The sequence below is a fragment of the Pseudomonas sp. P4_B3 genome, assembly GCF_056402295.1.
In genome coordinates this window covers 65,223-79,528 of record NZ_JBFUHR010000003.1, presented here as the reverse complement: position 1 = coordinate 79,528, position 14,306 = coordinate 65,223, and the positions used below count along the sequence as shown (strand labels likewise).

At 59.3% G+C, this 14,306-nt stretch carries 12 protein-coding genes and 1 pseudogene; 6 read left to right on the top strand and 7 right to left on the bottom strand.

The window, feature by feature from the left end; all coding sequences use genetic code 11:
• Nucleotides 1-19 precede the first annotated feature (19 nt).
• Nucleotides 20-1,480, top strand: a complete 1,461-nt coding sequence (locus AC1DWG_RS04130; RefSeq protein ID WP_477787289.1) for an efflux transporter outer membrane subunit — start codon at nt 20-22, stop codon at nt 1,478-1,480.
• A gap of 105 nt (nt 1,481-1,585) precedes the next feature.
• On the opposite strand, the gene AC1DWG_RS04125 is transcribed toward AC1DWG_RS04130, so the two are convergent.
• From AC1DWG_RS04125 to AC1DWG_RS04115, 3 genes are all read right to left on the bottom strand, one after another.
• Entirely contained in the window at nt 1,586-2,857 is a 1,272-nt protein-coding gene (locus AC1DWG_RS04125) for an OmpP1/FadL family transporter (protein WP_477763492.1), read from the bottom strand.
• A 199-nt stretch (nt 2,858-3,056) separates the two neighbouring features.
• Nucleotides 3,057-3,683 carry a TetR/AcrR family transcriptional regulator gene (locus tag AC1DWG_RS04120; RefSeq protein ID WP_477754065.1) on the bottom strand — a complete coding sequence of 209 codons (627 nt, stop codon included), beginning with the start codon at nt 3,681-3,683 and terminating at the stop codon, nt 3,057-3,059.
• A 237-nt stretch (nt 3,684-3,920) separates the two neighbouring features.
• Nucleotides 3,921-5,438: a nucleobase:cation symporter-2 family protein gene (locus tag AC1DWG_RS04115; RefSeq protein WP_477754066.1), complete on the bottom strand. Its 1,518-nt coding sequence runs from the start codon at nt 5,436-5,438 to the stop codon at nt 3,921-3,923.
• 256 nt (nt 5,439-5,694) lie between these two features.
• Between AC1DWG_RS04115 and AC1DWG_RS04110 the strand changes: the two are divergent.
• Together AC1DWG_RS04110 and AC1DWG_RS04105 are read left to right on the top strand one after the other, a co-directional pair.
• Nucleotides 5,695-5,976, top strand: a pseudogene (locus tag AC1DWG_RS04110) (BrnT family toxin).
• A 3-nt stretch (nt 5,977-5,979) separates the two neighbouring features.
• Complete coding sequence (locus tag AC1DWG_RS04105) at nt 5,980-6,285, top strand: BrnA antitoxin family protein (protein ID WP_477787288.1); 306 nt, start codon at nt 5,980-5,982, stop codon at nt 6,283-6,285.
• A 55-nt stretch (nt 6,286-6,340) separates the two neighbouring features.
• Here the strand turns inward: AC1DWG_RS04105 and AC1DWG_RS04100 are convergent, their stop codons facing one another.
• Complete coding sequence (locus AC1DWG_RS04100; RefSeq protein WP_477787287.1) at nt 6,341-7,171, bottom strand: arylamine N-acetyltransferase family protein; 831 nt, start codon at nt 7,169-7,171, stop codon at nt 6,341-6,343.
• A gap of 177 nt (nt 7,172-7,348) precedes the next feature.
• Here AC1DWG_RS04100 and AC1DWG_RS04095 point away from each other — a divergent pair, with 177 nt between their 5' ends.
• Nucleotides 7,349-7,687 carry a hypothetical protein gene (locus tag AC1DWG_RS04095; RefSeq protein ID WP_477787286.1) on the top strand — a complete coding sequence of 113 codons (339 nt, stop codon included), beginning with the start codon at nt 7,349-7,351 and terminating at the stop codon, nt 7,685-7,687.
• A gap of 35 nt (nt 7,688-7,722) precedes the next feature.
• Here AC1DWG_RS04095 and AC1DWG_RS04090 read toward each other — a convergent pair whose 3' ends face one another.
• Together AC1DWG_RS04090 and AC1DWG_RS04085 are read right to left on the bottom strand one after the other, a co-directional pair.
• A complete protein-coding gene (locus tag AC1DWG_RS04090; RefSeq protein ID WP_477787285.1) occupies nt 7,723-9,129 on the bottom strand; it encodes a DUF1254 domain-containing protein in 1,407 nt (468 codons plus the stop codon).
• A 112-nt stretch (nt 9,130-9,241) separates the two neighbouring features.
• A complete protein-coding gene (locus AC1DWG_RS04085; protein WP_477787284.1) occupies nt 9,242-10,840 on the bottom strand; it encodes a sensor domain-containing diguanylate cyclase in 1,599 nt (532 codons plus the stop codon).
• Between the two features lie 217 nt (nt 10,841-11,057).
• Here AC1DWG_RS04085 and AC1DWG_RS04080 point away from each other — a divergent pair, with 217 nt between their 5' ends.
• Complete coding sequence (locus AC1DWG_RS04080; RefSeq protein ID WP_477763487.1) at nt 11,058-11,525, top strand: hypothetical protein; 468 nt, start codon at nt 11,058-11,060, stop codon at nt 11,523-11,525.
• Nucleotides 11,526-11,667: 142 nt separating this feature from the next.
• On the opposite strand, the gene AC1DWG_RS04075 is transcribed toward AC1DWG_RS04080, so the two are convergent.
• Nucleotides 11,668-13,422 (bottom strand): L,D-transpeptidase family protein, encoded by a 1,755-nt coding sequence (locus AC1DWG_RS04075; RefSeq protein WP_477787283.1) that lies wholly within the window; start codon nt 13,420-13,422, stop codon nt 11,668-11,670.
• A gap of 85 nt (nt 13,423-13,507) precedes the next feature.
• On the opposite strand from AC1DWG_RS04075, the gene AC1DWG_RS04070 reads away from it, so the two are divergent.
• On the top strand, nt 13,508-14,209 hold the full coding sequence (locus tag AC1DWG_RS04070; RefSeq protein WP_477754074.1) for a murein L,D-transpeptidase catalytic domain family protein: 702 nt from the start codon (nt 13,508-13,510) through the stop codon (nt 14,207-14,209).
• Nucleotides 14,210-14,306 lie beyond the last annotated feature (97 nt).

Below are 14,306 nucleotides of genomic sequence, written 5' to 3'. Positions count from 1 at the left end.
CTCTATCGAAGGAATCTCAATGCCGCCCCTCCGTCCCATTGCTCTTTTGGTCAGCGCCGGCTTATTGGCAGGTTGCGCGGTCGGTCCGGACTACCATCGTCCAGAGGCTCCGCTTTCGGATCGTTACCTGGGTCAGCCTTCTGTCGAACAGCGGCGTGGAGCGACGCCGACCAACCTTGCAGCCTGGTGGGAAGGCTTTGGCGATCCAGTGCTAACCGAATTCATCTCCAAGGCGCTTGAGCAGAATCTGGACCTGGCGCAGGCGTCGGCGCGAGTCACGCAGGCGCGGGCCGGACTAGGTGCTGCAAATGCCGCTTTACTCCCCTCAGGGAACATCAGCGGACAGGCCGCGCGCTCCTACCAGTCAATCGAGACGCCGCTCGGCCAGGTGTTGAACTCAACGCCTGGCAATGATCGGTACGCAAGTTCCTACGAGGCCAACCTCAATGCCAGCTGGGAGGCAGATGTCTTTGGCGGATTGCGCCGCGGACGCGAGGCTGCTCTGGCCGAGTACCAGGCTTCCCAGGCGGGCGCCGCTGCCACACGACTGGCCATCGCCGCGCAGACCGCTGATATCTACATCACTATCCGCGGACTGCAGGCCCGGCTGGACATTGCGAATCGGCAAGTCAAAACGCAGCAGGCGCTACTAGAGAAAGTCCAATTGCTCTACAGCAAGGGGCTCGCCGCCAACTACCAGGTTCGTCAGACCGAGGGGGAGCTATCGCAGGGCCAAGCGACAGTGCCGGTCCTGCAGACCGGTCTGGATGCTGCCATGAATGCGCTGGATGTGATGCTCGGCACGCCACCCGGCACTCACCGCACGCAACTGGCAAGTGCGGGGAGCATTCCTGTAGCACCGCAGTTGAAGGCGATGGGAACGCCGGCCGATTTGCTGCGCCGCAGACCAGATCTCATTGTGGCTGAGCGCCGTCTCGCCGCCTCAAACGCACGCATCGGGGAGGCGATTGCCGAGTACTACCCGAAATTCTCCCTTAGCGCATTGCTGGGCAGTGCCACGGCTGTATCCGCAGGCAACCTTTTCACCAGCGGCGCCAGCCAGTCGGCGGGCGTATTGGGTCTACGCTGGAGACTCTTCGACTTCGGTCGTATTAACGCCCAAATCGACCAAGCCAAGGGACAGGAAGCCGAAACCCTGGCCGCTTACCGTCAGTCCGTGCTGCGCGCCACCGAGGATGTCGAGAACGCGTTCTCCGCCCTGGTGAATCGGGAAGCTCAAGCAACCATCCTCACCGGGGGAGAGGCGTCTCTGACGCAGGCTCGCCAATCGTCGTTCATTGCCTATGAGAAAGGCACGGCCAGCCTGATCGATGTGCTGCACGCCGACGAGACGATGCTGCAGGCTTCTGATGCCCGAGCGCAAGCACGAACGGAATCGGCACGAGCGGCGGTTGCGGCATTCAAGTCGCTAGGTGGTGGCTGGCAACCTCTTGAAGCCCAGCCTGTTGCGACACGATGACCTGATAAGGTGACGTAGCACTACAGAAAGGCTCGAGATGTGCTCTTAAAGGTCGGGAGGCAACGCGTGCTCCCGACCGGACAGTTATCGTGTAACAGTACTCAACTAGAAACGGTAACTGACAGAAGTACCGAGCCCGCTCGCACTGTTCTTATATTTGGCACTGTATGCACCTCTGGTCGGCGAGGTTTCGTTGACCTGCACGCTCTCCTCCCACAGGTAGGAATAAGCAACATCGATCGTGACGTTGTCCGCCGGAGTCCAGCCAGCACCGAAGCTGATAACCTTCCGGTCGCCTGTAGGAATGCGTGGTCCCCGGTTGGTGTTGTTGGTGGGCGACTGATCAACCGACAAACCTGCGCGAAGTACCCATTGGTTGTTCAGTTGATACGCCGTACCAATAGCGTGAGCCCATGTATCGTGCCAATTCTGTTCTTCGGTAATGGTGCCTAGCGCGCCGCTCAACGCAGGGGGTAAACCTGTGTTCTCGATGGTTAACTCTTTGAAGCGACTCCAGCGAGTCCAGGTGCTCCCCAAGTAGAGGGTCCAGTCGTTATCAAGCTGATGAGTCACCGAGAAATCCACTGACTCTGGTGTATCCACATCCAGCGAAGCGTCATAACTCCGGCCGCTGACCCCCAACACGCTAAAGATGCCGTCAGTGACCTTGGTCTTGGCATCCAATTGATAACTGACCCTGGAATGGTAGGTCATGCCCAAACGGGTTCGGTCTGTAGCCTGCACCAGGATACCGGCGTTGAAACCGAGGGCCGTGTCGTCGCCAGAGCTTTTGAGTTTTCCGTCGTTGCGACCAGGACTGAGTGGGTTGGGCACCATACCGGACAGCTCACCGCTGATACGGTTGATGGTCGGACCGAACCCGATCGAAACTTTGTCGTTAAAGGCATAGCTGATGGTGGGCTGGAACGTAAAAGTCGTGACCTCGCTTTTATTGGCGTAGTAACGCCCGGCAAAACCGCTGCCATAGTCAGTCATCAGACCGAAAGGTACATAAAAACCCACACCAAACGCCCAATGCTCATCGATAGGTTTGACGTAGTACCCCATAGGTACCGTGGTGGTTGGAACCATGTCGCCGTCTTCCTGGCCTCCGAATGTACTGCGGGTTTGGCTTATGTCGGACTTGGCGAAAAGAGTCGCCGCCCCCACGCTGACCTGCTCTCTTTTCAAGCGAGACATTCCCGCGGGATTACCGAAGACCGTGCTCGCATCTTCAGCGGAGGAGGCGCGACCGGCAAACCCCGATCCCATCCCACTGATGCTTTGTTCATTGAGAGCGAAGCCGCTTGCAAAAACGTTTGAGGATGCGAGCACGACAGCAAGGCCCAATGGGCTCTTGAGCAATATTGTTTTCATTGTTTGAACTCTATGGGTATCACTGAGATGAAACAGTAGAAGCGACGCATCCCCATACTTATTCATGTGACCAATTCAGTCAATAGTCACAAGGCAGATAAATAAAATGCCCTTCGACGGATGAGAAGAAGGGCAAAGCGAAAAGCCGTTTTGATGATCTGGTGCTTACCCGGGTATGCCGTAAACCTTTAGCCGAGGGTCAAGGCATGAGGCTACGCAAGATGAGGTTGGAGGTGAGCGTGGGCGCTTCCTCGACGAAATCGAGGTTGTACTGCAGCAGCAAAGGATTGACGAATGGCCGCAGCGCGAGATGTATCGCTTCTACTGTCTCGTCCAGTGGAGTCTTGCGTTCAAATTCGCCAATTTCTCGCCCTTCCCGCACGATTTGCAACACGAAGTGTTTGATCTGTGCGTCATAAACCTGCGAACTGGGCCAGCTTTCCGACGCCGCGAACGCTGCAATGTCATACAGTTTTCGGTCGTTGAAGAACAGATTCACACCTGTGGCGATCACAGTTTTGACCAAGCGTCGAAAGCGCTCCGTCGGCGACAGGTCTTCTACATTGATTGCCTGCTCCACAGCCGCGACGATTTCTGCCAGACAATTTGCGCAGATGGCTTCACCGATCGCCTGCTTGGAATCAAAAAATTTGTAGATGTAGGCCTTTGAAAACCCGATGGCCTTTGCCAGGTCGGAAACCGTGGTTTTGCCGTAGCCGTACTGACTGAAATGTTCATTGGCCGCCGCGACAATCTGGTCTCGAATGTCGTGATCGGCTGGGCCACGGGGGCTGGGCGAAGATGAAGATTTTGATGGCTGATTCATGAGCACAGCTTACTCACCCTATCGAAGACTGACAACTTGTGACCGATTAGTTTTATAGTCACAAATCGACCGTTTTGAACGACTTTTCCGAGCGATCACACATGCTGCGGCCCTGTTCATGGGGTATCGAAAGGATCAGGGGCTTTTTTGTAGTTTTTCATAAAGTCAAAAGATCGCAGCCTGCGGCAGCTCCATGTAGGAGCTGCCGCAGGCTGCGATCTTTTGATCTACCAGCCTTTAGACATGCTCACTGCTTTTCGCGTGCACCGCCCGTGGTTCTGCCACGCCGTGTTCCGATTCCAGCACCGGAATCTCCTTGCCGTCGCAATCGTGCAGTTTACCGTCGCTGAAGTAGTCCCCTTCGCGCAACGCCGCCAGATCCTGATAACGCAGCACCCGCTCGGTACCGGCCGCAAACACCGATTGCTGGTCAGAGTTACCGGCGGTGAGATGGTTGAAGGTCAGGTTCAGCACGATAGCCATGATCGCTGACGAGCTGATGCCCGAATGGAAAATGGTCGCGAACCAGCTTGGGAAGTGATCGTAGAAGTTCGGCGCCGCGATCGGGATCATGCCGAAGCCGATGGAGGTGGCGACAATGATCAGATTGACGTTGTTGCGGTAGTCGACCTTGGACAAGGTCCGAATGCCGCTGGCCGCGACGGTGCCGAACAGCACGATGCCGGCGCCACCCAGTACCGAGGTCGGCACGGCGGCGATAACCCGGCCCATGAACGGCAGCAGGCCGAGGATCACCAGGAACAGACCGCCAGTGGCCACCACGTAGCGGCTCTTGATGCCGGTGACCGCCACCAGGCCGACGTTCTGGGCGAAAGCGCTCTGGGTGAAGGATCCGAAGATCGGCGCGAACATGCTCGACAGCATGTCGGCACGCAGACCGTTGCCCAGGCGCCTGGAATCGACCTTGGTGCCGATGATCTCACCGACGGCCAGAATATCCGCCGAAGTTTCCACCAGCGTCACCATCACCACGATGCACATCGACAGGATCGCAGCGAAGTGAAAGGTCGGCATGCCGAAATGGAACGGCGTCGGGAAGCCGAACATCGGGCCCTGGGTTACAGACGAGAAATCCGCCATGCCGAGGAACACCGCGATCACCGTACCGATGACCATGGCCAGCAGAATCGACAGGCGGGAGATGGTCGCACTGCCGATTTTGCTCAGCAGCAGCACCAGCACCAATGTCACCGCCGCCAGACCGATGTTCGCCATGCTGCCGAATTCCGGCGCGTGGCTGTTGCCGCCCATAGCCCAGCGCGCGGCTACCGGCATCAGCGTCAGGCCGATGGTGGTAATCACGATCCCGGTCACCAGCGGCGGGAAGAACCTGGTGATACGCGAGAACACCGGGGTTATCAGCAACCCGATCAGGGACGCCGCTATCACCGCACCCAACACCGACTGAAACCCGCCCTCCCCGCCACTGCTGACAATCGCCACCATGGTCGCGACGCCGGAGAAGGACACGCCCTGTACCAGCGGCAATTGACAACCAAAAAACGGTAAACCCAGGGTTTGCAGCAACGTTGCCAGCCCCCCCGCAAACAATGAAGCAGCAATCAACAAACCGATGTCCGCCGGCGAGAGCCCGGCCGCCTGGCCGATGATCAATGGCACCGCGACAATACCGCCATACATGGTCAGAACATGTTGCAGGCCATAAGCCATATTCGCGCCGATCCCAAGATTTTCGTCCTCGGGCCGTTGGTGTGAAACATGGGGCGTTTTCATGGTAGGGGGTTCCCTGGTTTTTGTTATTCGCACACTGTATGCAATAGTCAGGACAAATGTCTATAGAGTTGTATACAACTTATCAGTCACAAAATGGATACCTGTCCATTTCCACCTGCTACCCACCCTCCAGGCCCCGCCAAAAAACCTTGAAATACATCCCTCCCTGTCCAAACGCGGGTGCTGGCTAGTCTTTCGAATTCCTGGCGACCATCGGTAAGGCCCGCCTCTTCTATATACATATAAAGTATGCATAATGAAGCCATTCGAAATTCAGTTCCACAAGGCAAAGAACGCAGCCAACAAACTCAAGCACCAAGGCATCAGCCTCGCAGAGACTGAACCGGTATTCCATGACGAACGAGCGCTGACCATCGAGGACAACCACCATGATGAACAACGCTGAATCACCCTGGGGCTGGATGCCAAAGGCCGATTGCTGGTCGTCGCGTACACCCATCGCGATCCGGATTTCGTTCGAATCATTTCCGCGCGCATCGCCACCAAAAGCGAGCGCCGTCAGTACCTGGAGGCATGACCGATGAAAGACGAATACGATTTCAGCAACGCCAGGCGCGGGGCCGTGGTGCCCGCCAAAGGCAAGACCCGCATTACCATCATGCTCGATGACGCTGTCATCGAAGCCGCCCGCGCACTGGCAGAAAACGAGGGGTACGGCTACCAGACGGCGATCAACAATACGTTGCGCCGGGCCCTGCTCAACGAAAGCAAGACCACACAACTGAAACCAACCCTCACCCCTGCCGAACTCAAGGGCCTGGAGCAGAAACTGGCAGAGGCCTTGCGCGAAATTCAACGGGTGATGGAGCCGGGTATTCGGCCCTGAAACACCAAGGGCCGATCAATCGGATCAGCCCTTGGTGATGTCTACGATCAGCCCGCTATTGCGGCGCTGCGATCAATCGTTCCAGTGTCCGCACCAATTGCGCCTGTTCCGGTACGCGAATGCCGAATTCGCTGCCCAGCAGGCCGATCAATTCCTGCACATCCGTCACCTGCCGCCGCTCGCTGTCGTGACCAATCCGGTGGATCGCGAAGTTGCCGTTGTTGAGCGTACGCCGCCCCCCCTCCCCGGTGCGCGCCACCATCAATTGCTCGGCGAAAGTCGACTCGGGGTGGGTCGAGACGTACCAGTTGCCCACGGCAAAATCGATATCCTCCTGGCGTTGCAGGTCGAAGATGTACATCGCTCGCCATTCCCCCGCAACGTTGGCGCGCAGGGTAAAGCCGTCAACGTGCAGGTCGATGCGATACGGCTCGTGAGGGGTGAGTTGTTCGGCGCGGGAATCGAGCAACAGGGGCGCGGTCGGTACCATGCCGCCAAAGCCGACGTCGGTGATGTAGCGCACGTCATCGATGATGACCAGGCTCAAGCGATGGGTCCGGGCAGTCCAGGCACCCTCCGGCTGGCCCATCACCACCCGGCCGCTGATGGCACGGGCGTCGAAACCCAGCGCTTGAAGCAAGGCCAGGAACAGGTTGTTGAGTTCGTAGCAGTAACCGCCACGACCGTCATGCAAGACCTTCTGCTCGATGGACGGCAAATCGATCAGCACCGGATCGCCGGATAATGTGGTGAGGTTTTCAAACGGGAAAACGCCGGTATGGCGCAGTTGCAGTTGGCGCAAGGTTTCCAGGGTCGGTGCCGGAGGTGCGTCGAAGCCCAGGCGTCGCAGATACAAAGCACGGTCAGTCAGGCATGGCTCGCTCATCGCTCAATCCTTTTGCACGCAAGCGGCGGATTACTCCGCCAGTGGCCGCTATGTATACGGGATCAAGCACTGCCACCGACAATTGATTTAGCCAATCACCGGAAATGAAAAAACTCTACTGCGCTTGCGCAACCCTACACACCGGCATCAGGTAACGACTCATCCCTGGAGACGACCATGATGAACATCAGAATGACTTCGCTGCTCTTGGCGGGATTGTTGTCGGCAACGCCCCTGGCCACGTTGGCGGCGTCCGGCAATGGCAATGGCAATGGCACTGGCACGCCCGGTACGACATCGGGCGCCACCCGCAACCCAGCCATGCGGCCAGACAACAACCGACCCAGCGCACCCTCGGGTGACTACAGCCGCAGTCATGGCCCCGGCTCGTCAATCGGCAGCACCAGCGTCAATGGTCCGGGTAGCGGCGCGGGTGGTGGAACCGGCGCCCCCGGAGGTGGAACCGGCGGTGCTGGCGGCGGGACGGGCAGCTGGACAGGCAAAAGCAGCCGATGACGTGCAGTCATTGGCTGCTTTTTGTCGCCTGGGGCTTACATCGGCTTGACCGCCGGCGGGTTCCATTGGCCATTCAGCGCCTCGGCTTTCGGGCCGTACAAACGCATGGTCAGGTTGAACGGGCCTTTGGGCGCCGGCAGCCAGTTGGCCTCCAGATCCTTGCCGGGGCTTTCGTTCTGGAAATAGAGGTCCAGCGAGCCATCGGCGTTGGCCTTGAACGGCATCCAGCTACTGACCGCAAAACGATTGAGCGAGTTGCCGACCTGGAAACCTTCCGGGTCATACAGGGTGATCGACCAGAAGGCGTTCACCGGCGGCGCCTCGCCCTTGTTGAAATGCAGCACGTACTTGTTTGCACCCTCGAGCGGCTTGCCGTCACTGTCGCCGATGTTCAACGGATAAATCGCATCCTCGGGCAGGTTGGCACCGAGCCCCATCTGCGTAACGATGGCGCGCTTGAGGTAGTAGTTGCCGTAGACGCCCATGGTGTCGGTGTTCATCGACCAGCCATTGACCTCCCGCGCCAGGGTCGGCACTTTCCAGGTCATCAAGGCCTGTGCATCCTGCGGCACCGTTTGCAGCGCGGCCCGGATCTGCGGGTCCAGCGCGTCCATGTCGAACGGCTTGCCGGCTTCGATGCCGATACGCTTGATCTGCGCCAGCATTGGCTGGTCGGTGCTGTGCGGCGGGTTCACCTTCAGCAGGTCAGCCGCGTAAGTGAAGTAATTGGCAGCCGACATGGAATCGACCTGAATCTTCGGCGGCGTTTTCATGTCCACCGCCGGGTCGACCTTCACGGTGACGGCTTCAGGTTCCTTACCCAACCGGGACAACGGCGTCACCGTGTAGCCGGCCTGGATCTTGTGCACCGCCGCGTAATCCGCCGCACCGTCGGTCTTGGTTCGGCCGATGATCCAGACAAAGGGCGTGGGTGCCGACAGGTGACTCATCCCGGCGGGCACCGTGCCGGTCCACCCCGGTGGCGTCACCAAAAATTGCCCGGCCTCGGTGCCCGTGGTGCGCCAGCCCGGCGAAGCGAACACATCAGTCCACATATCCAGCATCGGCAACAGGTAGAAACGCCCATCGGTATCAGGCGCGGCGATCACCAGCGGTTCCTTGGTCAAGTCCAGCCAGGCAATCGAATACAAGGTGTCGAAATTGGAACGCACCACCCCTTTGAAATCGGCAGGCGGGTACTGCGGCACACTCACAAACATGTTCATCGGGCCTTTGCCGAATTCCTTGCCCGGTTCGATGTTGGTGAATTGCTTGCGGGTAATGTCCATGCTCAGCAGCGGGTAAAAATAGATGTAGGCATCCACGCCGATCGCGTGAGCTTCTGCGGCAGTGATTTTCGATTGCGCGTGGCTGGCCAGCGGGAAGATGGCAGCGGCTGCGACGGTCAGAGCAACGGCTGTCAACGCTTGGGGTATCAACATGTTGGCGATCGTCCGTGCGAGGGGGAGCCTGCCGGGTTCGGCAGCGCTAACGGAACTCTAGACGATCAATTCAGCCAGGCCCGAGAGGCGGACCACCGGCAGGAACAACACTTCAACGATCGGAACGCATCAATGCCTCGACACCGCCCGCCATCGACAACGTTGCCACGCGGTTTCGCCCCGAATGCTTGGCCTGATACAACGCCGCATCCGCCCGCTCGACAAACACGTCCATGCTGTCACGCCCCGACGGCACGAACGAATAGCAACCCAGACTGACCGTTACGTAGCCATTGGGCGAGCCGGTGTGACTGATGCTCTTGTCAATGACGCTGCGGCGGATCTGCTCGGCAATCGTCATGGCACCGTGGATGTCGGTGTCCGGCAGCAACACCGCAAACTCTTCACCGCCGTAACGCACCGCCAGATCGGCCTTGCGGTGGCAACAACTCTTCAACGCGCGTGCCACTTCGGCCAGGCAGTGATCCCCCACCACATGGCCGTAGGTGTCGTTGTAGCGCTTGAAGTAATCGATATCGAGCATGATCAGGCTCAAGGGGCTGGCCTGCCGGGCGCCGCGCCCGAACTCGATGCCCAGCGCCCGCTCGAACAGTCGGCGGTTGGCCAGCCCGGTCAGGCTGTCGTGGGTGGCGATCAGCTCCAGTGCTTGCTGGGCCCTGCGCAAATCCGACTCGACCCGCTCGCCAACACGCACCTGATGCAGGAACACCCACCCGAACAAACCCACGACCAGCAACACCAGGGCAACGATGAGGCTGGAGCGAAACGCCGTGTCGTACCAGTCCGCGAGAATGGTCTCCGTGGACGACGCAGCGGCGACCACCAGCGGATACGCCTCCAGCTGGCGGTAACCGTACAGGCGTGTCACACCATCGATGATGGACGTGAACATCGCATTACCGGAGGTGGCCAGTGGCAGGAACTTCTGGAAAATCTCGCCCTGGGCCAGCGACACGCCGATCTGCGCCTCTACAAAAGGTCGACGCGCCAACAGCGTGCCATCGGTCAGGCCGAGAAACATCGAGCCGTTGTCGTCGAGGCTGAAACTTTTGAAGAACTGGTCGAAGTACGACATCTTGATGCCGGCCAGCAACACGCCCTGGAAATGCCCGTTCCTGTCGTTGACCCGTTTGGAAACCGGAATGATCCACTCGCCGTTTTCCCGGCTGCGGATGGCCGGGCCGATGTGCGCCACCGACGATACGTTCTGCTGGTGATACTTGAAGTACTCGCGATCCGCGACCCCGGCACCCCGGGGCAGGTTCTCAAACGAGGTCACCACCCACTGGCCCTTCTGGTCGAACAGCAGGATGCCGTGCAACTGATCCAGCGCCAGCACCCGCCGGGCGAAGGTCTGCTGCAAGCGTGGTCGTTGGTCCGGGCCGAAACCGTCGACCTGAATCCAGTCCACCAGACTGGTCAGCACCAGGTCGGCCTTCATGAAGGTGTCTTCGGCTTGCTGCGCCATGGCCCGCGTCAGGTTCGAAGACGCCACTTGCGCCAGGCTCAGATCATGGCGACGGGACTGTTCCAGTTGCAGGTAGAGCAAACCGCACAGGCACAGACACACCGTGGCAATGAACAACACCGCGGCCTTGCGCAGCGGTATGCGTTTCAATGCGACGCCAGGGGCGTGGTCCGGGTCGTTAAAGCGAGTGGGCAAAAGTTCATCCTGTCGGGGGCAAGGCATGGGCACCGACCCAAAGCCCTCAATCTTTATGGGCCGTAGTTTACGGGGTTATCCATGATAAATGGGTGGCCACTTGCCCAGCGGTATCACACCTGCCCGGGGGTGCTGCCCAAGCACAGCGCCTGCACCCGGCATGTGCCGCAAACATGACCCAAGGCAAGCGCGCCCCCCGCATCAACGAGCTACGATTAGTCTGAACTCCACACAGGGAATCGACATGAGCAAGGCAGACGAACTCGCCGCAAAATTGAAACAGACACGGCTGACCAGCGCGGATCAGGCGATCGATGGCTGGCCGGGCCAGGTCTACGAACTGTATCAACGGATAGAGGCCTGGCTGCTGCCCTTGACCGAAGCGGGCCTGGTCCTGCGGCGCAACCCCACCCACGTGTTCGAGAGTCACCCCAATGGCGACGCTTATAACTACGCCATCGACCAGTTGGTGATTGCCGGCAACGAGCACAGCCTCACCTTTGACCCGGTTGCACGCTTCACCGCCGATGGCGAAGGGCGGGTCGAGATTCACTCCCAAGGCAACGAATTCGCCCTGTTGCGTACCGTGGACGAACACGGTGAAACACACTGGTGGCTACAAACGATCGAGCAGGCCACAGCGCAGCTGGATGCGGTGGCGCTGACGGAAAGCGATCTGCTTTTAGTAGTGCAACAAGGGTTGGCGCTTTAGGGGGGAGCTGAATACCGCCCTTCCCTGTAGGAGCGAGCTTGCTCGCGATGGACCTGAGGGCGACGCGTTCATCCAGACAACACGCGTTATCGTTAACGTCCATCGCGAGCAAGCTCGCTCCTACAGTGTCCGCGTCTATTCATTACTGTTGGTTCTGTCCCTTCACCACCAGCGGTATCTCTGCACGACGCAAGTCCAGAGCGGGCAACTTCACAGGCTGACTCAAGCCCTGGAGCACCCTGGCATCGTAATCATAAATGTCGGGCTTGAATGTCACCCGCCCATCCTTACTCAGGTCCACGGTCCAGTAAGCCAACAGCACCGGCACTTTCACCGGTAGCTGGATGTTCTCGGTCCTGCCATTGGCCAACTGCTTCTGAATGCCTTCGCTGTTCCAGCGCACCGGGTCGTTGAACAACAACTCGACCAGTTGCAATGGGTTTTCCACGCGGATGCAGCCTGAACTGGTGGCCCGAACCGTTTTGGCAAACAGTTCGCGGTGCGGCGTGTCATGCAGGTAAATCGAATAGTCGTTGGGGAAGCGGATCGCCACCTGCCCCAGCGAACTGTCGGGCCCGGCATCCTGACGCAGGTGGATGCCTCGCGGGTTGCTCCAGTCAACGCTCGACGGATCGAGCACATTGCCTTCGCGATCAAGCACGCGAATCCGGTTGGCCTCCAGATAGCCCGGATCGTTCTGGACTTTTGGAATCACGTCCTGCTTGAGAATGGTCGGCGGCACGGTCCAGGTCGGGTTGAACGTGATGTAGGTGATTTCGGCCTGGAACACCGGCGTGCTGCGCACCGGTTTACCGACTTGCACCCGCGAACGCCAGATCGGCAGACCGTCGCGGTACATCGCCACCTTGTATCCGGCGATATCGACGATCACGAACGTGCCCTGAAGCTTGTACAACAGCCACCGGGCGCGCTCCATGTTGACCCGCACCTGATCGATCCGCGCCTCGACCGGCACGTTCAGTGCCGCCAGCGTCGCCGCCCCCGCCACGCCATCGGCACCCAGGTATTGCTCGGTCTGATACTTCTTCACCGCGGCAATGACCTTGTCGTCGTAACCGGCCTTTTTCGACAGCTGCGGGTCCAGGTATCCGCCCGCCACCAGACGCGCACGCAATTGTGCGACAGCCACCCCGTCCATGCCGGGCTTGAGCGATTGCCCTTCGGTGACTTTCGGCCAGCCGCCCGCATCACGAACCTGGCGCAACCGGGCCAGGCCCTCACGCAAGTTGCGGTAAATCTCTTCCTGAGGAGGCGCCTCGGCAAAGGCACGCGCCACGTCATGGGCATCGAGGGCGGCGAACAGGTTGTTCATGTCTTCGCGGGCATCGCCGCCGGAAGGCTCGAAATTCCAGTGAATGTCCAGCCGCGACGGATCGACCTTGCCCCGCCGCAGTTGCAGCAGCGCGGTGATGAACGTGCGGGTCGCCGCCATGTCGAACATCGCCCGTTGCGCCGTGGAAGGCATGGCCACTACCAGCGATTCATGGGCCTGAGCCAGTTCGGAGATGCGGAAATCCGCCGGATTCAGGCCGTCGATCCGGGTGTCTTCAAGGCTCTTGAGTAACTGGGCCACGTCACGTTCATCTGTCCACGCGGCGCGATAGTTGCGATGCATATAGAAATCCAGCACCACCCGGCTGACATCCACGCGCTGATAGCGCCGCGAAGTGAGCAACGGCGGAAAGGCCGAGCGCAGCGGTTCCAGTGTTGCCTGAATCGCCTGGCCGACCGCATCGTCGGGCGCTGCGGCATCGATTGTGCTGCTTGCCGCAGATACCGGCTCAATCGGCGAAGTTTGCCCAAACGCCGCACCGCTGATCAGAAAGCCCATAAAAAATATGCGGCTTATGACGAATGACCTTGTTAATTGCACCATGGATAATCCTTAATCACCCGTTTCAAACGGCTAGCTTTCCACTCGCTGCCAGCTAGACTCGAAATTATCATGATGAGACCCGACGATGGCGCTCAACCGCTTTGGCCCTTTATTTGCCATTTTACTGACGTGCCTTTCAGTAACGTCAGCCTACGCCGATTCGCTTGAAAACGCGCTGGTCAAAGCAGCTCCAGGCGCCGACGCCAAAGTGATTGCCCTGGCGGTTCGCGCAACCCAATGCAGCCGCGCCCAAGGTGTCGCCCCAGCCCAAAGACTGGCGGTGATCGATTATTCCCTGCCTTCGACCGAACAACGCCTGTGGGTCTTCGACCTTAAACGGCGCAAGTTGCTGTTTCACGAACTGGTCGCCCATGGCCGCAACAGCGGTGAAAACATGGCCACGCTGTTCTCCAACCAGAATGAAAGCCACGCCACCAGCCTCGGCCTGTTCCGCACACAAGAGAGCTACCTCGGCCAGAACGGTTACTCGCTGCGCATGGAAGGCCTGGAGCCCGGCTTCAACGATAACGCCTTTGACCGGGCCATCGTCATTCACGGCGCGCCCTATGTCAGCCCGGTGCTGGCCCGCGCGAATGGCCGGATCGGCCGCAGCCTGGGTTGCCCGGCCGTCAGACCGGCGATTGCCCATCGACTGATCGATTCGATGAAGGACGGGCAGTTGTTGTTTTCCTACTACCCGGACCAGCGCTGGTTGAAGTCGTCTTCCTACATCAACTGCGGCAGCGATACCGTGGCCTCGAGGGAAAAGACCACTTCGCGCCAGTAAGCAACGCCCCAACCTGTCAAAACTGTAATCCCCGCCTCAGCCTGCTGAAAGGCACCGCCCGTTAGCCTCGTCGACAAGTTCAACAGGCTGACGGGCG